The organism is Streptomyces sp. NPDC025721, assembly GCF_055558595.1.
Genome location: NZ_JBVHMF010000003.1, coordinates 242,141 through 263,214 on the forward strand (window position 1 = coordinate 242,141; position 21,074 = coordinate 263,214).

The 21,074-nt window shown below is 71.5% G+C and carries 16 protein-coding genes; 2 read left to right on the forward strand and 14 right to left on the reverse strand.

Annotated features, from left to right (window positions below):
- Nucleotides 1-136: 136 nt before the first annotated feature.
- Genes ACZ4EF_RS07240 through ACZ4EF_RS07265 form a run of 6 tightly spaced genes read right to left on the reverse strand, consistent with a single transcriptional unit; the run spans nt 137 to nt 6,981 of the window.
- Nucleotides 137-1,177, reverse strand: coding sequence for a LacI family DNA-binding transcriptional regulator (locus tag ACZ4EF_RS07240; RefSeq protein WP_467503221.1), 1,041 nt, complete (start codon nt 1,175-1,177; stop codon nt 137-139).
- Nucleotides 1,177-2,310: an ABC transporter ATP-binding protein gene (locus ACZ4EF_RS07245; RefSeq protein WP_467503223.1), complete on the reverse strand. Its 1,134-nt coding sequence runs from the start codon at nt 2,308-2,310 to the stop codon at nt 1,177-1,179. Before ACZ4EF_RS07245 ends, ACZ4EF_RS07240 begins: the two co-directional genes overlap by 1 nt.
- Complete coding sequence (locus tag ACZ4EF_RS07250) at nt 2,307-3,365, reverse strand: ABC transporter ATP-binding protein (RefSeq protein ID WP_467503225.1); 1,059 nt, start codon at nt 3,363-3,365, stop codon at nt 2,307-2,309. The genes ACZ4EF_RS07245 and ACZ4EF_RS07250 overlap by 4 nt, the downstream gene beginning before the upstream one ends.
- Nucleotides 3,365-4,264 carry an ABC transporter permease gene (locus tag ACZ4EF_RS07255; protein ID WP_355332771.1) on the reverse strand — a complete coding sequence of 300 codons (900 nt, stop codon included), beginning with the start codon at nt 4,262-4,264 and terminating at the stop codon, nt 3,365-3,367. The genes ACZ4EF_RS07250 and ACZ4EF_RS07255 overlap by 1 nt, the downstream gene beginning before the upstream one ends.
- A gap of 6 nt (nt 4,265-4,270) precedes the next feature.
- Complete coding sequence (locus ACZ4EF_RS07260) at nt 4,271-5,314, reverse strand: ABC transporter permease (RefSeq protein ID WP_391161381.1); 1,044 nt, start codon at nt 5,312-5,314, stop codon at nt 4,271-4,273.
- Between the two features lie 5 nt (nt 5,315-5,319).
- Nucleotides 5,320-6,981 (reverse strand): ABC transporter substrate-binding protein, encoded by a 1,662-nt coding sequence (locus ACZ4EF_RS07265; protein WP_467503226.1) that lies wholly within the window; start codon nt 6,979-6,981, stop codon nt 5,320-5,322.
- Nucleotides 6,982-7,677: 696 nt separating this feature from the next.
- Between ACZ4EF_RS07265 and ACZ4EF_RS07270 the strand changes: the two genes are divergently transcribed.
- Nucleotides 7,678-9,705, forward strand: a complete 2,028-nt coding sequence (locus tag ACZ4EF_RS07270; protein ID WP_467503228.1) for a beta-galactosidase — start codon at nt 7,678-7,680, stop codon at nt 9,703-9,705.
- 163 nt (nt 9,706-9,868) lie between these two features.
- Here the strand turns inward: ACZ4EF_RS07270 and ACZ4EF_RS07275 are convergent, their stop codons facing one another.
- The 8 genes from ACZ4EF_RS07275 to dnaK all read right to left on the reverse strand — a co-directional run bounded on the left by ACZ4EF_RS07275 (nt 9,869) and on the right by dnaK (nt 18,967).
- Entirely contained in the window at nt 9,869-11,545 is a 1,677-nt protein-coding gene (locus ACZ4EF_RS07275; RefSeq protein ID WP_467503230.1) for an FAD-dependent oxidoreductase, read from the reverse strand.
- Nucleotides 11,546-11,650: 105 nt separating this feature from the next.
- Entirely contained in the window at nt 11,651-11,914 is a 264-nt protein-coding gene (locus ACZ4EF_RS07280) for a UBP-type zinc finger domain-containing protein (protein ID WP_401306912.1), read from the reverse strand.
- On the reverse strand, nt 11,914-12,441 hold the full coding sequence (trxA, locus tag ACZ4EF_RS07285) for a thioredoxin (protein WP_467503233.1): 528 nt from the start codon (nt 12,439-12,441) through the stop codon (nt 11,914-11,916). Before trxA ends, ACZ4EF_RS07280 begins: the two co-directional genes overlap by 1 nt.
- Complete coding sequence (clpB, locus tag ACZ4EF_RS07290) at nt 12,441-15,065, reverse strand: ATP-dependent chaperone ClpB (RefSeq protein WP_467503234.1); 2,625 nt, start codon at nt 15,063-15,065, stop codon at nt 12,441-12,443. Before clpB ends, trxA begins: the two co-directional genes overlap by 1 nt.
- Entirely contained in the window at nt 15,056-15,445 is a 390-nt protein-coding gene (locus tag ACZ4EF_RS07295; RefSeq protein WP_467348953.1) for a chaperone modulator CbpM, read from the reverse strand. Before ACZ4EF_RS07295 ends, clpB begins: the two co-directional genes overlap by 10 nt.
- Nucleotides 15,442-16,419, reverse strand: a complete 978-nt coding sequence (locus ACZ4EF_RS07300; protein ID WP_355332789.1) for a J domain-containing protein — start codon at nt 16,417-16,419, stop codon at nt 15,442-15,444. Before ACZ4EF_RS07300 ends, ACZ4EF_RS07295 begins: the two co-directional genes overlap by 4 nt.
- 7 nt (nt 16,420-16,426) lie before the next feature.
- Nucleotides 16,427-17,056 carry a nucleotide exchange factor GrpE gene (locus ACZ4EF_RS07305; protein WP_467503237.1) on the reverse strand — a complete coding sequence of 210 codons (630 nt, stop codon included), beginning with the start codon at nt 17,054-17,056 and terminating at the stop codon, nt 16,427-16,429.
- A 9-nt stretch (nt 17,057-17,065) separates the two neighbouring features.
- Nucleotides 17,066-18,967 (reverse strand): molecular chaperone DnaK, encoded by a 1,902-nt coding sequence (gene dnaK, locus ACZ4EF_RS07310; protein WP_467503239.1) that lies wholly within the window; start codon nt 18,965-18,967, stop codon nt 17,066-17,068.
- A 238-nt stretch (nt 18,968-19,205) separates the two neighbouring features.
- On the opposite strand from dnaK, the gene ACZ4EF_RS07315 reads away from it, so the two are divergent.
- The gene (locus ACZ4EF_RS07315) at nt 19,206-21,053 is read left to right on the forward strand and encodes a helix-turn-helix domain-containing protein (RefSeq protein WP_467503241.1); all 1,848 of its coding nucleotides are present in this window, start codon (nt 19,206-19,208) and stop codon (nt 21,051-21,053) included.
- Nucleotides 21,054-21,074: the final 21 nt, after the last annotated feature.

Below are 21,074 nucleotides of genomic sequence, written 5' to 3' on the forward strand. Positions count from 1 at the left end.
AGAACTCCTTGTCACCGGTCTCTGCCGGTCGGAACGGTCGGTTCCGGCTCGGTGGTCGTGCCGGGTGTCTTCAGGGCAGCCGTGATCGACGGACGCCGCCCGCTGTCGTGAGATGCGTGCTGTGCGGCCGCTCCTGTCAGCTCACCGCCGCGATGGTGGCGCCGGGGACCAGCGGGCACGGCACGAGGACGCTCTCGGCCCGCTTGCCGGGGTCGTCGAGCATCGCGTGCAGCTGGTCCACGGCGATCCGGCCGATCTCCTTGCGGGGGATCTCCAGCGAGGCCCACTGACCGGCGAGGTCCGCGGAAGCCCCTTCCAGTACGGCGACCGAGACGTCCTCAGGGATCTTGCGGCCCCGGCTCGCGAGGCCGTCACGCAGCGCCTCCGCGAGCCGTACGCTCTCCACCACGATGGCGGTCGCGCCGCCGTCCGCCACCTCGTCCAGCCACGCCTGGTCGAGGTCGGCCGCGCCGAGGTGGCCAGGGGAGTTGTCCGTCAGCCCGAGCCGCGCGATGGCCTCGGCGTAGCCGGTGCGGCGGTCGGCGTACGGTTCCAGTTCCAGCCAGTCGCGCACGTAGCCGAACCGCCGGTGGCCGTGGTCCGCGAGGCGCTCGACGATCTGTCCGCTGGCCGACCGGTAGTCGGGGATGATCTGCGGGATCTCCGCGCCGGGCACCTCGCGGCGGCCGATGTGCACGAAGGTGTACCCCTCGTACCAGAGCCGGGCCAGCTCGCCGCGGTCGGTCGCCACACCGAGCAGGATGCTGCCGTCGGCCAGATTCAGCCGGTTCGTGCCGCCCCGGTAGATCTTGCGCTCGCCGTCGCCGCCGGCCCCGGTGGAGGTGAACAGCACCAGGTCGAAGCCGGTCTCCTCCGCGCGTTCCTCGATGCCGAGCAGGAACTCGAAGTAGAAGTCCTCGCGCGCGTGCGGGAAGACCCGCTCGAAGGTGTGCACGCCCAGCAGGTTGTTGCGCTGATTGCGCATCGCCCGGGCGGCGGGGTTGGCGACGTAGCCCAACTCCTTCACGGCGTCGAAGACCCGCCGCCGGGTCTCCTCCGAGATCCGCGCGGTCGCCGCGTCACCGCTGATCACCCGGGACACCGCCGACTGGGACACTCCGGCGAGCCGTGCCACGTCCGCCTGGTTGGGCGCCCTGCCGCGTCGTTGTCCTGTCATCACGCCCCCTGGAGTGCTTCCCGCCGGGCGGTGGTCGCCGCGGCGTGTGTCGTGTCGGCCATCACCCCGGCCCGGCCCTTGGCGTGCAGCCAGCACTTCGCCCAGTGGCCGTCGCCGAGGTCGGTGACCGGTGGGGCCTGCTCGGCGCACTCCTTCATCGCGAACGGGCAGCGGGGGTGGAAGCGGCAGCCCGCGGGCGGGTCGATCAGGCTGGGCGGCTCACCCAGTTCGTCGGCGCCCGCGAAGAACGCCTCGCGGTCGCCGACACCGCGCTCGGGGTCGGGCGAGGACTCGATGAGCAGCTTGGTGTACGGGTGCTGGGGGGACGCGATGACGTCCTCCTTCGGTCCCGACTCCACCATCTGCCCTGCGTACATCACGGCGATCTCGTCGCACAGGTAGCGGGCGCTGGCGATGTCGTGCGTGATGTACAGCAGCGCCAGGCCGTCCTCGGCGCGCAGCCGCTGGAGCAGATTGAGCATCTCCAGCCGGATGGACACGTCGAGCATGGAGATCGGCTCGTCCCCGAGCAGCACTTTGGGTTCCACGGCGAGCGCGCGGGCGATGACGACGCGCTGGCGCTGGCCCCCGGACAGCTCGTGCGGGAACTTCGCGGCGAATTCGGCGGCCGGGGTGAGGCTGACCTTCTCCAGCAGCAGCGTCATCCGCTGCTCGCGTTCGGCCGCGGACAGGTGCGGGTGGTGCAGCCGCAGCGCCCGGTCGAGGTTGTAGCGGACCCGGTGCATCGGGTTCAGGGAGCCGAAGGGGTCCTGGAAGATCATCTGGACCTCGGAGTGGTAGGCGCGCCGCCCCCGCCTGCTGCGGCTCACCGGCTCGCCGCGCAGCAGGATCTCGCCCCGCGTCGGCTCGTGGAAGCGGGCCAGCATCCGTGCGAGCGTGGTCTTCCCGCTGCCGCTCTCCCCCACCAGCGCCAGGATCTGACCGGGCTTCAGCCGGACCGTGGCGTCCTCGACCGCGCGGACGACGGAGGTACGGCCGAGCGCGCCGGGGGCGGTGAAGTGCTTGGAGACGTCCAGCGCCTCCAGTACATACGACGGCGCTTCGTGCGCCGCGTCGGGCGTGCGGGCCTCTTCGTCCGGAGCGGACACGGCCTCGGTCATGTGCTTGCTCATCGGGTCTCGCCTCCGTTGTCGCCGTCGGTCTCGTTGAGCAGGCACGCCGCTTCGTGTCCCGGCCCGGGGCCCACCGGCAGCAGCAGTGGCAGCCGCTCGTCGCACCCGTCCGTCCGCCGCGCGCAGCGCGGGTGGAACGGGCAGCCCGACGGCAGTCGGCGCAGGTCGGAGGGTGTGCCGGGGATGCCGTGCAGATCGCGCAGCGGGGCGTGCAGCGGCGGGAAGGAGTCGCGCAGCCCCTGGGTGTAGGGGTGCTTGGGCGCCCCGTAGATGGCCGCGGCCTCGCCCACCTCGACGATGCGGCCCGCGTACATCACGGCGATACGGTCGGCCAGCTCCAGCAGCAGCGACAGGTCGTGGGTGACGAAGACGACGGCGAAGCCCAATTCCTTGCGCAGGCGCAGCACTTGGGCGAGGATCTGCCGCTGCATGACCACGTCGACGGCGGTCGTGGGCTCGTCCATCACCACCAGCTCCGGCCCGCAGGCCAGGGCCAGGGCGATGGCGGCCCGCTGACGCATTCCGCCGGACAACTGGTGCGGGTAGTCGCGGATCCGGTCCTCGGAGATGCCGACCAGGCCGAGCAGTTCGGCCGCCCGCGCCCAGGCGGCCCGCTTGTTCAGCGCGCGGTCGTGGGCGCGCAGGACGTCGGCGAACTGGGCGCCGATGCGCATCACCGGGTTCAGCGCGTCCATCGCGGACTGGAGCACGATGGACAGGGCCGTCCACCGGTAGCGGCGCATCTGCTTGCCGTCGAGCGCGGCGAGGTCGACCGGTGGCGCGCCGTCCCTGCCGTGGAAGAGGATCTCGCCCGCGGTGGTGACGGCCGGCGGGCGCTGGAGCCGGGTCAGGGCGGTGATCAGCGTGGATTTCCCCGAGCCGGACTCTCCGGCGACGCCGAGGATCTCCCCTCGGCGCAGGGTGAAGGAGATGTCGGAGCAGGCGCGCACCGGATCGGCACCGGTGGCGTATTCGACGGTCAGGCCGCGGACTTCGAGGACGGTCTGTCCCGCGGGGATCAGCGGCCGGTGCTTCGGCTCTGTGTGGACGGTCATCAGGCCGCGCCTCCCGTCCGCGCCAGTTGCCTGGTGCGCCGGGCGGACACCGGGCGGGCGACGCGCAGTTTGGGGTTGGCCAGTTCGTCGATGCCGAAGTTGACCAGCGCCGCCGCGGTGCCGATCAGAGCGATGCACAGGCCGGGCGGCACGAACCACCACCACAGGCCGCGCAGGACCGCGCTCTGCTGCTGCGCTCCCTGGATCATCGTCCCCCAACTGATCGACGAGGAGTCGGAGATGCCGAGGAAGGCCAGTCCCGCCTCGGCCATGACGGCGCCGATCATCGCGTGCAGGAACATCGACGCGATGAGGCCGGTCAGGTGCGGCAGCACTTCGGCGAAGACCAGTCGGCGACCGCGCTCGCCGAGCATCCGCATGGCGCGTACGAAGTCGCGGTTGGCGATGCTCATGGCCTGGGCGCGCAGCGTGCGCGCGCCGCCCGACCAGCCGAAGAAGCCGATGATCAGGGCGATCGTGGTGAGCCCTGTGCCCTGGAGGTAACCGGCCACGATCATGATGAGCGGCAGCGTCGGCATGACGAGGAAGAGATTCGTCAGGAAGTTCAGGGCGCCGTCGATCTTGCCGCCGTAGAACCCGGCCGGTACGCCGACCAGGATCGCGATCGCCGTGCCGACCACCGCGCCGAGCACGCCGACGTACATCGAGCCGCGGGCACCGGCCACGACCTGGGCGAGCATGTCCTGCCCGTACTGGTTGGTGCCCAGCGGATGTCCGCCGCCGGGCGACCGGGAGATGGCGGTGGTGTCGTTGGCGCGCGGGTCCAGGCCGAGCAGGCTGTGCGTCAGCCAGGGGCCGAACACGGCGAGCAGGAGGAAGAGGACGAGGATGCCCAGGCCGATGCGGACTTTCCAGCCGCGGAGGAAGAGGGTACGCACGGCCGGTCACCCCCCTTCTCTGATGCGCGGGTCGAGCAGCACGTACACGGAGTCCGCCAGGAGGTTGGCCAGCAGCACGGTGAGGGTGATGAGGAAGAACACGCCCTGCATCACCGGGTAGTCGCGCTGTTGGAGAGAGGTGTAGAGCAGATAGCCGATGCCCGGGTAGTTGAAGACGACCTCGGTGAGCAGGGCGCCGCCGACGACGTGGCCGAGTGCGAGGGTGAAGCCGGTGAAGTTCGGCAGGACCGCGTTGCGGGCGGCGTAGCGGAGCATCACCCGGCGGCCGGACAGGCCCTTGGCCTGGGCGAGCAGGACGTAGTCCTCACGGACCGTGGTGACCGTCATGTTGCGCATGCCCAGCAGCCAGCCGCCGAAGGCCGAGAAGACGATGGTCGCCGCCGGGAGCACTCCGTAGTGCAGCACGCTCAGGACGAACGACGGCGAGAAGCCGATCGTCAGGTCGGCGTCGTATCCGCCGGCCAGCGGGAACCAGTCCAGTTGGAAGGCGAAGAGCCACAGGCCGATCAGCGCCATCCAGAAGTAAGGGACCGCCGAGACGAAGGTGGTCAGCGGGCTGACGATCGTGTCGAACCGGCTGCCCGCCTTCCAGCCCGCCATCGCGCCGATGCCGGTGCCCAGGACGAACGCGATCACGGTGGTGACGCCGACCAGCAGCATCGTCCAGGGCAGGCCCTGCCGGAGCAGGCTGGTGACCGGGGTGGGGTAGTTGCTGATCGAGACGCCCAGATCGAGGTGCGCCAACTGGCTGAGGTAGTCCAGGTATTGGCGGCCGATACCGGCGTTCGGATTGCCGAACACCTTCTGGATGGACTCCATGGCGCTCGGCGACATCTGCTGACCGCTGACGGTCTGGAGCTTCTCGACGATCGCGGCCGACGGATCGCCGGGCATCATCCGGGGCAGGAAGAAGTTCAGGGTGATCGCCGACCAGGTGGCGGCCAGGTAGAAGCCCAGTCGGCGCAGCAGGAATCCCCAGCGGCGCGGAATCCGGAACCGGCCGGCCGCCGGTACGGCGGAGGCGGCGATCGCGGTCACGCGGTGGCCTGCTTCAAGTTGAGCAGGGTGAGGGTGGCGTCGGGACCGTTGCCGGGGAAGGGCACGTAGGAGAAGTGCTCGGGGGTGGGCCAGCCGCTCCAGCGCTTGGCGTTGATCAGGACGAACCAGTAGCTGTTGTAGATCGGGCTGTACGGCACCTGCTCGGCGACGATCCGTTGCAGCTTCTCGCCCGCGCTCTTGGTGACGGCCGGGTCGGCCGACGACAGCAGGTCGGTGATCGCGGCGTCGGTCGGCGCGTCCTTCCACCGGCCGAAGTTGGTGGCGGCCGTCTGCCCGAGCGGCCGCGACGCCCGGCTGCTCAGGGCGCTGTAGACACCGGCGACGCCCGCTCCGCCCGAGGTGCTGATGGTGAGGTCGAACTCGCCGGTCTGCTGCTGCTCGTAGAGGTTGGCGCCGGGCGCGCCGACCGACTTGACCTTGATCCCCAGGTGCTCCTGCCAACCGCGGACCATCATGTTCGCGTAGGGGTCCCACCCGAAGTCCTGGTTGAACGAGAGCTTCGGAGCGTAGGACTCGCCGTCCTTGACGAGCTTGCCGCCCTTGACCTCGTAGCCGCTGAGGGCGAGTTCCCTCTTGGCCGCCTCGGCGTCGACCTGCTGCACCTTGCCCCGGTACTCGGGCAGGATGACGTCCCCATAGATCTGGTCCACCAGCCCTGTCGGGCCCGCCTCGGTGCCGGGGCGCTCCAGGGTGGTGACGATGTCCTTGCGGGGAATCGTCATCGCCAGCGCCCGCCGTACGTGGACGTTGTCGAAGGGCGCCTTCGCGGTGTTGTAGAAGAGGGAGTAGGCGCCGCCGGTCGCGTACTTCTGGTAGAGGTTGTGCCGGGGATCCTTGGCGGTGTACTCCTGCTCGCCGTTGCCCCAGGCCGCCAGCGCCCAGTCCACGTCGCCGCGCACCAACTGCGCGCGCAGGGCGTCTCCGTTGGTCGGAATGATCTTGATCTGCTTCACGGCGAACCGGCCGCCCCAGTAGTCGGTCCGCGCGCGCAGGGTGATCTGCTGGGGCGCGAACCGGTCCAGGGTGAAGGGGCCGGTGCCGACCGGGTCCGGGTTGGACCAGCTCTTGATGTTCTTGCCCTGCCAGATGTGCGCGGGCACCACCGGGACCTGGATGGAGGCGAGTTGGCTCAGCTCGCTGAAGGCGGCGTGCGGCCAGTGCACCGTGACGGTCGAGGAGTCCACCTTGGCGACGCGGTCGTACGTGGTGCCGCCGAGGTTGAAACTGGGGTCCTTCAGCGGGAGGTTCAGCGAGAAGAGCACGTCGTCGGCGGTCATGGGCTTGCCGTCGGAGAAGGTCACGTCCTCGCGCAGCTTCACGGTGAGCGTGGTGCCCGTCGGATCGAACTCCAGGCTCTTGGCCAGCCAGGGCTTGACCTTCGCGCCGTCGCTGTAGTCGACCCGCGCCAACGGCTCATAGATCATCTCGGCGTTGGGCGACTTCTGGATGGCGGGGCCGAAGACGTTGTAGTTGCGGATGAAGGTCGTCCCGCCGTCGGTCTTCCCGAAGACCAGCGCGCCCGAGCCCTTGCCCGCACCGCCCGTGGCGGCCGTACCGCTCTTGCAAGCGCTCGCCCCCAGCGGTATGGCGAGGGCCGCCCCGGCGGCGCGAGCGATAAAGGCTCTTCTGGTGGGCATGGCTGACTCCTGCTCCTCGTGAGTGGCGATACAGCGCACAAAAGGGGGTGCACATACGTATGAGCACGAGTGGCTGAGCTGTCATGGCCTCTGCTTCTACGTATGATCCGGAAACGTACGCACGTTGCCGGGAGGGGTCAAGACGGTGACGGGAAGATTTTCCAGCCACCTCAACGGCGCCTGGGACACGGCGGACCGGCTCCCCGGGACGTCACCCGGGGCCCTCCCGGCCACCGTCCCGTACGACCGGCGGGCGCGCCGGGGATGACCGCCGACGGGCGTTGACACCCCTGGGTGATCGCTCTAAGTTGGCGCACCGGCCGACGCACTTCACCGGCGCCTGACGTCATGGCCAGGCAGCGCCGGCCGTGCTTTCACTCGCGTTCGGCGCCCGGACACGACGTGCGCCGCGCGTTTTCACGACGCTTTCCCCGGCGCCTTTCGCATTCCCTTCCAGGTGCCTCGTCCGTTCGCCGCCGGGCGCATTCGCCGCTCAATGCTGAGGGACGGGGCACCCGGTACGCCCCTGACCCGAGCGGGGCCGGACCGGTGCCTCCACCGGCCCCGCTCGCCCACCGAGCCCGCGCGCGCCGTCACGCGTCCTCGCTCTCGTCCCCGTTCTCGTCGTTTCTCTCGTTCTCACTCGTCCTCGCATTCCCCGCCCCTTTTCGTATTCCAGGATTCAGGAGCCCCCGCATGTCGCGACCCGACCGGCAGCATTCCGTCTGGGGCCGTGTTCCGCGCCCCGCGTACGGCGCCGACTACAACCCCGAGCAGTGGGACGCGGCGACGTGGAAGGACGACGTCCGTCTGATGCGCGAGGCAGGGGTCAATCTGGTCTCGCTCGGCGTCTTCGCCTGGTCCTGGATCGAGCCCCGGCGGGACGCCTTCGACTTCTCCGGCCTCGACGAGGCCGTCGAGCTGCTGCACGCGTCGGGCATCGCCGTCGACCTGGCCACGCCGACGGCCGCTCCGCCCCTGTGGTTCTCGCACGCCCGCCCGGAGTCGCTGCCCGTGACCGCCGACGGACGGCGGCTGGCGCCCGGCTCGCGGCAGGCGTACTGCCCGTCGTCACCGCTCTACCGGGAGCGCGCCGCGATCGTCACCCGCCGCCTCGCCGAGCGCTACGGCGACCATCCCGCGGTGGTGATGTGGCACGTCAACAACGAGTACGCCAACGGCAACGCGCACTGCTGGTGCGAGACCTCCGCGACGGCGTTCCGCACCTGGCTGCGCACCACGTACGGCGACGACCTGGACGCCCTCAACGACCGTTGGGGCACCGGCGTCTGGGGCATGACCTACAGCGACTGGAGCCAGGTGACCCCGCCGCGCACCAGCACCAGCCGCCTCCCGCCCGCCCTGTGGCTGGACTTCTACCGGTTCAGCGACGCCGAACACCTGGCCTGCTTCCGGGCCGAGCGCGACATCGTGCGCGCCCACTCCCCCGGCCGTCCGGTCACCACCAACTTCATGGCAAGCGCCCTGCGTTGGAGCGACTACTGGCGCTGGGCGCGGGAGGTCGACATCGTCTCCAACGACCACTACCTCGGGTCCGAGGATCCGCACCGCGCCGCCGAGCTCGCGTTCGCCGCCGACCTCACCCGCGGGCTGGCCGGCGGGCGGCCCTGGCTGCTCATGGAGCACTCCACCTCCGGGGTGCAGTGGCAGCCCCGCAACATCGCCAAAGTCCCGGGCGAGATGGCCCGCAACACCCTGACGCACTTCGCCCGCGGCGCCGACGGAACGCTGTTCTTCCAGTGGCGGCAGTCCGCGTACGGCCCGGAGAAGTGGCACTCGGCGATGCTCCCGCACGGCGGCGAGGACACCCGGGTCCGGCGGGAGGCCAGCGCCCTCGGCAACGCCGTGTCGCGTCTGGCCGACGTCGCCGAGAGCACCTGCCCGCAGGCCCCGGTCGCGCTGCTCCTGGACTACGAGGCGATGTGGGCCCTGGAGCTGCCCGACCGGCCGAGCTCGGACCTGACTTGCGGCGACGCGCTCCGCACCTGGCACCGCGCGCTGTGGACCGCCGGTCTGGGCTGCGACATCGTCCCCTCCCCCGCCCCCGGTGCGCACCGGCTTCTGCTCGTGCCCTCGCTGTACGCGCTGTCCGCTTCGACGGCGCGCGCCCTGGAGGCGTACGTCGAAGGCGGCGGCCACCTGGTCGTCGGTCCCTTCAGCGGCGTGGTGGACCCCGACGACCGTGTCCATCCCGGGCCGTACCCCGGAGCGCTCCGCGATCTGCTCGGCCTGACCGTGGACGAGTACCTGCCGCTCACGGCCGGAGCCACCGTCGCCCTGGACGACGGCTCGACCGGGAACGTATGGGCCGAGCGGGTCGTCCCTGACGCCGGGACCGAGGTGGAGTGCCGCTTCGCCGACGGGCCCGCGGCCGGTGGCCCGGCGGTCCTGCGCCGCGGAAACGTCCGCTATCTCGCCACCCGCCCCGACGTCCCGTCCCTCCTGCGCCTGCTTCCCCGGTGGGCCGCGCAGGCCGGTTGCGCGCCCGCGCCCCGGGGGGCCGGCGACGGCGTGGAGGTCATCCGCAGAAGCAAGCCTTCCGGGGAGCGGTCCTGGCTCTTCGTCGTCAACCACACCGAGGCGACCGCGCATGTGGCCGCCACGGGGACCGACCTCCTGTCCGGCGCCCGCGTGCCGGGAGTCGTCGCCGTTCCGGCGGGCGAGGTGGCGGTGGTGGAGGAAGGCGGTACGGGTCCTCGCTGACGTGTCCCCTTGCCACGAGGTGCCGCGAGGTGCCGCGAGGTGCGACGAGTCGCCGCGAGGTGCCGCGGGGCAGGTCCGAGCTGTCCGCGGCGGTCGAGGCCCCGGCATGCCGTGTCACCCTCTCGCGGCGGGCATGGGCTGAGGTCAGCGGACAGGGCTGAGGTCAGCGGACGGCGGGTGGCCCCACCTCACCGAGGTGTTCGTGCGCCAGGCGGACGGCCATGGCGCCCTCGCCGACGGCGGAGGCGACCCGTTTGACCGAGCCGCTGCGGACGTCACCGACGGCGAAGACGCCCGGCAGACCCGTCTCCAGGGCGAGCGGGGCGCGGGCCAGGGGATTCCAGAGGTCCGCTGTCAGGTGGACCACGTCCTGCCCGGTGGGAATGAAGCCGCGCCGGTCCAGGGTGACGGCGTCGGCGAGCCAGGACGTGGCGGGGCGCGCACCGATGAACACGAACAGGGCGCGGACCGCCAGCGTCTGCTGCTCGCGGGTGCGGTTGTCCTCGACGACGAGGGATTCGACCCGGTCCTCGCCGGTCACCTCCCGGACTTCGGTATGCGGCCGGACATGGATCCGCGAGTGCCGCTCGATCCGGTCGATCAGGTAGCGGGACATGCTGTGTTCCAGGTCGTCGCCGCGGACCAGAAGGTGGACGGCGGGCGACTCGCGTGCCATGAACAGGGCCGCCTGACCGGCGGAGTTGCCGCCGCCGACGACGGCCACCGGATCGAGACGACAGGTCCGTGCCTCCCAGACGGTGGCGGCGTAGTGCACCCCGAGTCCTCTGAACCGCTCGACACCGGGGGCGGTCAGCCGCCGGTAGCGCGCGCCGGTGGCCACCACGATGTTGGCGGCGGTGACCGTGCCGCCGTCGGCGAGCCGCACCACGCTGTTCCCGTCGCGCTGTTCGAGGCCGGTGGCCTCGGCGGGGACGTCGATCCGGGCGCCGAACCGGTTGGCCTGTACGACGGCGCGTTCGGCGAGCTCCATGCCGGAGATCCCGGCGGGGAAACCGAGGTAGTTCTCGATCCGGGAGGAGGTGCCGGCCTGGCCGCCGGTCGCCACGGCGTCCAGCACGACGGTGGAGAGTCCCTCGGAGGCGCCGTACACCGCGGCGGCCAGGCCACCGGGTCCCGCGCCGACCACCACCAGGTCGCAGACGGCCTTCGCGGCGGTCCCGGCGCGCAGCCCGATGACCCGGGCGAGCGCGGCGTTGGAGGGATTGCGCAGCACCTGGTGGTCGTTCCAGACGACGATCGGGGTCTCCTGCGGAGCGATCCCCAGGCGCGTGAGCAGCGCCTCGGCCTCGGTGTCCTTCTCCAGATCGAACCAGCGGTGCGGGAGGCGGTTGCGGGCGGCGAACTCCAGCAGCCGCCGGGTGTCGGAGGAGAAGGCGGAGCCGATGATGCGGAAGCCCTTGCCCGCGCCGGCCAGCATCGTACGGCGCAGCAGGTAGGCGCGGAGGATCACGTCGCCGAGCGCGGGTTCGCGGCTGAGCAGATCGCGCAGGGCCGCCGAGCCCACCGCCAGGACCTCGCCCGGTGTTCTCACCACCGCGCTGAGGAAGGCGGTCTGGCCCTCCAGCACGCCGAGTTCGCCGAGGAAACTGTGCGGACCGTGCACCTGGACGACGTGCTCCTGGTCGCCTTGGCCTTCGACCACGGCCACCGTGCCGCTGAGGACGACGAAGAACTGTTCAGTGCGTTCGCCCGCCCGGAAGAGGTGTTCCCCCTCCCTGACCTGCCGCACCTGTCCGGCGGGGTCCAGGAGCGCGATCTGGTCGTCCGTCAGCCGCGGGTAGGCGTCGTGAACGTCGGCGGTCGGGGTCAGGGGCGGCATCACGACGGTTCGCTTCCTTCGTCAGGAACAGCGGTGGACACGTACGGCAGAGGAGGGGAACAGAGGCGGACGAGGTGTCGGAGGCGCCGTGCGAGCCCGCCCGGCTCAGACCATCGACTCGTGGACGAAACACCACCGCCAGTCCTCGCCGGGCTGGAACGACCGCACGATCGGGTGCCCGTCGGCTGCCGCGTGGGCACGGGCGTGCCGCATCGGCGAGGAGTCGCAGCATCCGACGTGGCCGCAGGTCAGGCACAGCCGCAGGTGCACCCACGGAGTCCCCATGCGCAGGCAGTCCTCGCAGCCCTGCGGTGTCCTGGGCGTCACGGGCCGGACCATGGACAGGTGCGGGTCGGGAAGAGTGGTCATCACGGCCTCCTGGTCGCGGGATCGGCCGGTCCGGGGGACATCGACAGCGACTCGTTCACCCACTGGCGGAGCGCGTTCGCGGGCGCGGCGCCGGTCTGGCGGGCGACGGGCCTGCCGTGGTCGAGGATCAGCAGGGTGGGGACGGCCTGGACCTCGAACCGTCTGGCCAGGGCCGGTGACGTGTCGATGTCGACCTTCACGAGCTTGATCCGGCCGGCGAGGTCCTCGGCGACCTGTTCCAGGGCTGGGCTCACCATCCGGCAGGGGCCGCACCAGGTGGCCCACAGGTCGACCAGCACGGGCAGGCTCGCCTGCTCGGCGACCTCACCGAAGTCGGCGTCGCCCGCTTCGGCGATCCACGGCAGCGGCGCCCGGCAGTTTCCGCAGCGCGGACTGCCGCCCGCCGCGGCGGGTACGCGGTTGGTCCGGCCGCAGTTGGCGCAGACGACGGTCCGTACCCGGGCCTGCGCGCCAGTGGTGCCGTCACGGGCCGGGCGGTCGTCGCGGCCTTCCTGAGAGGTGCTCATCACGCCTCCTGCGGCTGGTCCTGGAGGGAGACGGTCAGTTCGCCGCCCGCGGCGTCGACCACGATGGTCACGCCTTCGCGTGCCTCGCCGCTGAGCAACGCCCGGCCGATCCTGGTCTCGACCTCGTGCGAGATGAAGCGGCGCAGCGGCCTGGCTCCGTAGACCGGGTCGTAGCCCTCGGCCGCGATCAGGTGGCGGGCCGGCTCGGTGAGGACGAGCGTGACGCGCTGTTCGGAGAGGCGGTCGCGCAGTTCGTCGAGGAGCAGGTCGACGATGCGCTCGATCTGCGCGATGCCGAGCGGGTGGAAGAGGACGATGTCGTCGACGCGGTTGAGGAACTCGGGGCGGAAATGACCGTTGAGTTCGGTCATCACCAGCGCCCGCGCCTCGGGCTTGATCTCGCCGGCCTGGGTGGCGTCCTGGAGCAGGTACTGCGACCCGAGGTTGGAGGTCATGATGATCACGGTGTTGCGGAAGTCGACGGTACGTCCCTGCGCGTCAGTGATCCGGCCGTCGTCCAGCACCTGGAGCAACGTGTTGAAGACGTCGGCGTGCGCCTTCTCGATCTCGTCGAACAGGACGACGGAGTACGGCTTGCGGCGGACCGCCTCGGTGAGCTGGCCGCCCTCCTCGTAACCCACGTATCCGGGGGGCGCGCCGACCAGGCGGCTGACGGTGTGGCGTTCCTGGTACTCGCTCATGTCGAGGCGGATCATGTTGCTCTCGCTGTCGAACAGCGCCGCGGCCAGCGTCTTGGCCAGCTCGGTCTTCCCGACACCGGTCGGGCCGAGGAAGATGAACGAGCCGATCGGCCGCCGCGGGTCGCGTACCCCGGAGCGGGCCCGTATCACCGCGTCGGTGACGAGCTGGACGGCCTCGTCCTGGCCCACGACCCGCTCGCGCAGGATCTCGTCCAGCTTGAGCAGCTTCTGCCGTTCACCCTCCTGAAGGCGGGTGACGGGGATACCGGTCCACGCCGAGACGATCTCGGCGATCTCCTCGGCGGTCACCACCTCGCGCAGCAGTCGGCTCTCGCCCTGCTTGTTGGCGAGCTGTTCCTCCTCGGCGGTCAGCCGACGCTCCAGTTCGCTGACGGTTCCGTAGCGCAGCTGGGCGGCCCGGTTGAGGTCGTAGGCGCGTTCGGCCTGCTCGGCCTCCTGCCGGGCGCGTTCCAATTCCTGGCGCAGTTCCTGGACCTTGCGGATGGCCTGGCGCTCGGCCTCCCACTGGGCGTGCTTGGCGTCCACCTCACCGCGCAGGTCGGCCAGTTCGCGCCGCAGGTCCTCCAGGCGGGCGCGGCTGGCCGGGTCGGTCTCCTGGTCCAGCGCGGCCTCCTCGATCTCCAGTCGGGTCGCCCGCCGGGTGAGTTCGTCGAGTTCGGCGGGCATGGAGTCGATCTCGGTCCGCAGCCGGGCGCATGCCTCGTCGACCAGGTCGATGGCCTTGTCCGGGAGGAAGCGGTCGCTGATGTAGCGGTGGCTGAGGGTGGCCGCGGCGACCAGGGCGTTGTCCTGGATCTTGACGCCGTGGAAGATCTCCAGGCGCTCGCGGATGCCGCGCAGTATGGAGATGGCGTCCTCGACGGTCGGCTCGTCCACCTGGACGGTCTGGAAGCGGCGCTCCAGGGCGGCGTCGGACTCGATGTGCTTGCGGTACTCGTCCAGCGTGGTGGCCCCGATCATGTGCAGCTCGCCGCGGGCCAGCATCGGCTTGAGCATGTTGCCCGCGTCCATCGCGCCCTCGGCGGCGCCGGCCCCGACGACGGTGTGCAGCTCGTCCACGAACAGCAGGATCCGGCCCTCGGCGCCTTTGACCTCCGACAGAACGGCCTTGAGGCGCTCCTCGAACTCGCCGCGGTATTTCGCCCCGGCCACCAGCGACCCCATGTCGAGCGAGAACACCGTCTTGTCCCGCAGCCCTTCCGGCACGTCGCCGCGCACGATCCGCTGGGCCAGACCCTCGACGATGGCGGTCTTGCCGACGCCCGGTTCGCCGATCAGGACGGGGTTGTTCTTGCTCTTGCGGCTGAGGATCTGGATCACCCGGCGGATCTCGGCGTCCCGGCCGATCACCGGGTCGAGGCGGCCGGTGCGGGCCTCCACGACGAGGTCCCGCCCGTACTTCTCCAGGGCCTCGTAGGCGTCCTCAGGAGTGGCGGAGGTGACCCGTTGGTTCCCGCGCACCGTGGTGAGGGCGGTGAGGAAGGAGTCCTTGGTGACGCCCTGTTCACCGAGTCGCCGACCGGCCGCGCTGGTCGCCCCCTCGTCCACCAGCGCCAGCACCATGTGCTCGGTGGAGACGTACTCGTCCTTGAGCCGCTTGGCCTCCTGCTCGGCGCTGTCGAGCAGCCGGGCCAGCCGCTGGGTCACCATTACCTGGCCGGGGGCGGCGCCCGGACCCGTCGTGCGGGGGCGTTTGACGAGATCGGCCTCGACCGCGGCCCGCAGGGCGGCCGGGTCGGCACCGGCGTCGGCCAGCAGACGGGTGGTCAGGCCATCGCGCTGATCGAGCAGGGCCAGCAGCAGGTGCTCCCCGTCGACCTCGGTGTGGCCCATACGGACCGCGGCACTCTGTGCTTCCTGGAGCGCTTCCTGGGATTTCTGGGTGAGGCGATTCATGTCCATGGTGTGGGCTCCTTGGCGGCTCGTTCGCTGCGCCGCAGTGCGGTTTCCAGGCGTTCGATGCGGTCGAGCATGTCCAGGACGACGCCGATGGCCGCGTAGTTGAGACACAGTCCGTCCCGCAGCCGCTGCACTCGGGCGAGGGCCGACGGCGCGCTCGCCAGGAACCACAGCCGGCCCCGGGCGTCACGCTCGGCGTCGACAAGACCGAGAGCCACGAAACGCCTGACGAGTTCGGGCGACAGTCCACTGCGGCCGGCCACCGCGGCCATGGAGAGCTGATAGGGGCTGGTACTGGTCCGGTAGACGCGCACCAGCGGATAGGCAGCCCTGGAGCCGGGCTGTCCGGCGCCTTCGGCGGGAGAACGGTGTTCGGCTCTCATGTCTGCTTCCTCGGGTCGAAGGAGGAGACCGCGGCCAGTTCCTCGAACAACTCACGTTCACGCGGGCTGGGCGAGGGCGGCACCATCACCTGGATTTCGGCGTAGAGGTGGCCCGGGGAACCTTTGGGGCGTGGCATCCCCTCGCCGCGCAGCCGCAACCGGCGGCCGGTGGAGGTACCGGGCGGCACATGCGCCTTGACCGTCCCGCCCGGACCGGAGACCGGCACCGTCGCCCCCAGCGCGGCCTCCCAGGCGGTGACCGGCAGATCGACGTGGACGTCGTGCCCGACGAGCCGGTAGCGGGGATGGCGGGCGATACGGACCACCAGATAGAGGTCCCCGGCGGAACCCGGGCCGCGGCCCCGGCCGCCCTCCCCCGCGAGCCGGATGCGCTGCCCGTCGACGACGCCCGCCGGGATGGTGACGTCGTAACTGCGCTCCCCGCCGGGCCCGCCGAGGGTGATCTTCCGTCGGCCGCCGCGGTACGCCTCCTCCACGCTGAGGGTGAGTTCGGCCTCCTGGTCCGCGCCGGGGATCGGGCTGCCCCGCCCGGCGCCGCGCGCCCGGCCGCCGAACACGCCTCCGAAGAGATCCTCGAAGTCCACGCCAGAGGCGTCGAAGTCGGACTCGGTCCAGGTCCGGGCGCCTGCCCGGCCGTCGCCTCGGGTGCCGGCGAAGGGACTGCCGCGGTACGCGCCGGCTCCGCCGCCGAAGCCCTGGCCGGCCGCGACGCGCTCGTCGTAGTCCTCCGGGATCTGCCGGAAGTCCGGGCCGAAACGGTCGTAGCGCGACCGGGTGCCGGGGTCGGAGAGCACGCTGTACGCCTCGTTGATCTGCTTGAAGCGCTCCTCGGCGGCCGGATCGCGGTTGACGTCCGGGTGGTAGCGGCGAGCCAGGGTACGGAACGCCTGCTGGATCTCGGCCGCGTCGGCGCCGCGCGGGACGCCGAGCACCTCGTAGTAGTCCTCTGCCATGGCGGCCTCACTCCTGCTTGCGGCTGACCGCCACCGCGGCCGGCCGCAGCTGGTGACCGGGGTCGCCATAACCGGGCCGCAGCACCTGGACGACGGTGCCCGCAGGTGTGTCGGGTTCATCCACCACGGACACCACCTCGTGCTGCTCGGGGTGGAAGGGGACGCCGGTCTCCTCGTAGCGGGGGTAGCCGAGGCTTCGCAGCACCTCGACGGCCTGGTCGCGTACCGCCCGGACTCCGCTGACGATCGCGCCGCGGTCGTCGGCGCCCGCGTGGGCGAGGGCCAGTTCCAGGTTGTCGACGACCGGGAGGAACGCCGCGGCCACCTTGGCCCGCTCGGCCTCCCGTTCCCGGGGAAGCTCACGGGCGTAGCGCTTGCGGAGATTGTCGAGGTCGGCGAGGGCTCGCCGCCACCGGTCCTCCAGCTCCTCCGCACCGGGGCCGCGGCGCGTGGATTCCGCCTCCCGCTCCCTGGCTTCCGGGGCCCGCGGGGGCGTCCGCGGTGCGGCACTCCGCTCGGGCGACGTCGGCTCGGGCGGCGTCCGCTCGGACTCGGGCGGCGTCGGCTCGGGCGGCGTCGGCTCAGACTCGGGCGGGGAGCGGTCCTCGGCGGGACGCGTCTGTTCCTGGTCCGACATGTCGCCGCCTCAGCTCTTGTCGAATTCGGCGTCGATGACGTCGTCGTCGCCCCTCGGGGAGCCGCCCCCGGGCCCCTGGCCGGGCTCGGCTCCGCCGCCCCCGGCTCCGCCCGGTTCAGCGGCGTGGGCGGCCAGCGCCGCGTGGATCTGCTGGAGTTCGGAGGTCAGGCTCCGGGACCGTTCCGCCGGAGCCTCCTCCTTGACGGCGGTACGCGCCTCGTCGGTGAGCAGTTGAGCGCGGGCGCGCTCGTGCTCCGGTGCGGCGTCGCCGAGGTCGTCCAGCCGGCGCTCCACCTGGTAGGCGGCGGCGTCGAGCTCGTTGCGGGCGTCGATGGCCTCGCGCAGGGCCTGGTCGCTGGTGCGGTTGTTCTCGGCCTCGTTGATCATCCGTTCGACCTCGGACGGGTCGAGGTTGGAGCCCTCGCTGATGGTGATCGACTGCTCGGCGCCGGTGTCCCGGTCCTTGGCGCTGACCTTGAGGATGCCGTTGGCGTCGATGTCGAAGGTGACCTCGATCTGGGTCTCCCCACGCCTGGCCGGCCGCAGGTTCTCCAGCCGGAAGCGGCCCAGCACGCGGTTGTCGGCTGCCAGTTCGCGTTCGCCCTGAAGCACGACGATGTCCACGGCCGGCTGGTTGTCCTCGGCGGTGGAGAAGGTCTCGGACCGGCGGGCGGGGATGGTGGTGTTCCGGTCGATGATCTTGGTCATCACACCGCCGGCCGTCTCGACGCCCAGCGACAGGGGGGTGACGTCCAGGAGCAGGACGTCCTTGACCTCGCCCTTGAGCACGCCTGCCTGGACGGCGGCGCCCAGCGCCACCACCTCGTCCGGGTTGACGCTCATGTTCGGGTCCCTGCCGCCGGTCAGCCGGCGGACCAGGTTCTGCACGGCCGGTATGCGGGTCGAGCCGCCGACGAGGATGACCTCGTCGATGTCGTTGTCGGTGACCTTGGCGTCGCTCATCGCCGTCCTGACCGGTTCCAGGCAGCGCTCCACCAGGTCCGAGGTGATCTGCTCGAAGGTGGAGCGGCGGACGGTCTCGGTGAGGTGCTTCGGCCCGGAGGCGTCCGCCGTGATGAAGGGCAGGCTCACCTGGGTCTGGGTGACCGAACTCAGCTCCGTCTTCGCCTTCTCGGCCGCCTCGAACAGGCGCTGCAATGCCTGCGGGTCCTTACGCAGGTCGATGCCTTCGGACGCCTGGAAGCCGTCCGCCAAGTGGTCCACCAGTCGGCGGTCGAAGTCGTCGCCGCCCAGATGGGAGTCGCCCGCGGTGGCGCGGACCTCCACGACGCCGTCGCCGACGTCCAGCAGGCTCACGTCGAACGTGCCGCCGCCGAGGTCGAAGACCATGACCGTCTCGTGGCCCTGCTTGTCCAGCCCGTAGGCCAGCGCCGCGGCTGTCGGTTCGTTGATGATCCGCAGGACTTCGAGGCCGGCGATCTTCCCGGCGTCCTTGGTGGCCTGGCGCTGGGCGTCGTTGAAGTACGCCGGTACGGTGATGACCGCCTCCGTCACCTTCTCGCCGAGCGACTTCCCGGCGTCGTCGGCGAGCTTGCGCAGCACCTGCGCGCTGATCTCCTCCGGCGCGTACTGCTTGCCGCTCACCTCGAAGCGGGCCACCCCGCCGGGCCCCTCGACCACGTCGAAGGAGACCGCTTTGGCCTCGTCGGAGATCTCGTCGTAGCGACGTCCGATGAACCGCTTCGCGGAGGTGATGGTGCCTTTGGGGTTGAGGATCGACTGCCGGCGCGCGAGCTGTCCGACCAGCCGCTGGCCGTCATCGGAGAAGGCGACCACCGACGGGGTCGTCCTGGCCCCCTCCGCGTTCGGGACGACGGTGGGCTCACCGCCCTCCCAGACGGCGATGACCGAGTTGGTGGTACCGAGGTCGATGCCTACTGCCTTCGCCATAAGAATCTCCTCCGTCGCGAGGCGGAACCGGCCGGCGGGCCGCCGGGCGCACGGCGCCGGACCCGCACAGTCTGCGAGCCTTACGCAGTACGCGGTGGACTTCCTCGCCCTGGGATGACCAATCCGCGCCGCCTTTCCGGTCCCCGAGGACGGGGGGCGGCGACGGCTCGCAGGTGAGGGCCCGTGCCGAGCGGCGTACGTTGAGAGGGGGCTGATTCGAGCCGCGAATGGACCTGCGATGGACGCTCTTCCGTTTCCGACCGCCGACCCGCCTCACCCCGTGCCGCTGCCGGGGGCCGCGCGTCACGCGCTGCTACGGCTGGTGACGGTCATGCTCGACGGCGACGACGAGCGAGAGGTGCTGTGGGGTGCCATGGCGGCGATCGCCGCCGCCGGTCCCTTCGTCGCCGAAGCGGCGTACGCCGTGCACCATGGTGCGGCGCGGCGCTGCCCTCCACGCCCGGAGGCTGCCTCCGCCGACGCCCGACCGGGGAGCACCGTGGCGCGGGGGCCCGGTGCGGAGCCGAACGGCCGGGCCCCGGCCGAGGCAGCCGCGGAGATGGTGGCCGCCGATCGGCTCGACCGGCGGATCGACGCTCTCGACGGCCGCAGCCGGAATCTGTACCGGGCGGACGGACGGTGGGCGCGGGCCGTCGCGCTGCGATACGGGGACGACTGCCTCGGCTATCTCGTCGTCGGGGGCGCGACCGCACCCTCGACCGACGAAACCGCGCTGACGGATCTGCTCGCGCAGCAGACCGGGATCGCCCTGGCACGCCTCAGCGGGCGCCGGGGAGAGCCGGTCGGGGCCCGCTCACACCATTGGCCGGGGATCGCAGGGCCGCCGCCGGCAGAGAGCCTCTCGCCGGCTGCCGCCCCCGGCGCGAGCGTCTCCGCCCTGGCCGCACGGCTCGCCGCTGACCACGCGCTCTCCCGGGCCGCTGCCTCGGGCAGCGGTGAGTCGGGAGTCCTGGAGGCCCTGCGCGACCATACGGGATTCGCGGTCCTCACCGAGGACCGCTTCGGCAACCCGCGAGCCTGGGCGGGTCACGGCGGGGGCGAACCCCGCGGGCGGCCCGGGAGTGGGCCGCGCCCGGCCCCGGGACACCGGGACCGGGAGGCCCTGATCCGTGACGCGCGCCACCGTCCCGGCGCCGTCCGCGACGGGGACCGGCTGTTCGTCCCCATCGAAATGGCCGGGGAAGTGCTCGGCGTGGCCGCGTTGGTCGATCCTGACCGGCGGGCGACGGAAACGGACTGCTCAGCGCTCGAACAGGCCGCCTTGGTGCTGGCCCCCGCGCTCTCGCACGAGCGCAGGCTGGCCGAGCTGGAGCCCCTGCTGCGCCACGGCCTGGTCGACCGGCTGATTTCGGGCGAGACGACCGACGACGACTTCGCCCGGGCGGCGGTCCTCGGCCACGACCTGCACCGGCCGTACAGGGTCGCCGTACTGGAGTGGGCCGGGACGGTCGGCAGGGCCGCGCTCGGCGACGCGGCGGCGCGGGCGGCCCGGCGGCTGCGCCTGGACGTCCTCGTCGGCTCGCGCGGCTCGGCCACGGTCGTCCTGGAGCCCCGGGGAGACCGGGGTGCCCCGGAAGGCGCGCTGTACAGGGCCGTCTCGGAGGAGCTCGGCACCGGGGCCGGAGCCGTCGGCATCGGCGGCCGCTGCGAGGTCGTCGCCGATCTGCCGCGCTCCTACGACGAGGCCGTCCGCGCCCTCGCCGTCCGCCGCGGTTCCCAGGACCCGTACGGCAGCACCGGCTTCGAGGAGCTGGGCCTGTGCCGCATGCTGGGCACCGGCGAAGGCGAACGGGAAGCCGACCGATTCGTCCGCGAATGGCTGGGACGCCTGCTGGACTACGACTCCCGCCACCGCACCGGGCTGGTGACGACACTCTCGCGCTATCTGGAGAGCGGCGGCAGCTACGACGCGACCTCCGAGGCACTCCACATCCACCGCAGCACAGTCCGCTACCGCCTCCAGCGCATCTGCGAGATCACCGGCCACGACCTCGGTGACGTCGAGACGCGCCTCAACCTGCACATCGCCACCCGCATACGCAATGTGCTCGCACCCTCGCCGTGAGACGCGGACACCGGCGCCGTG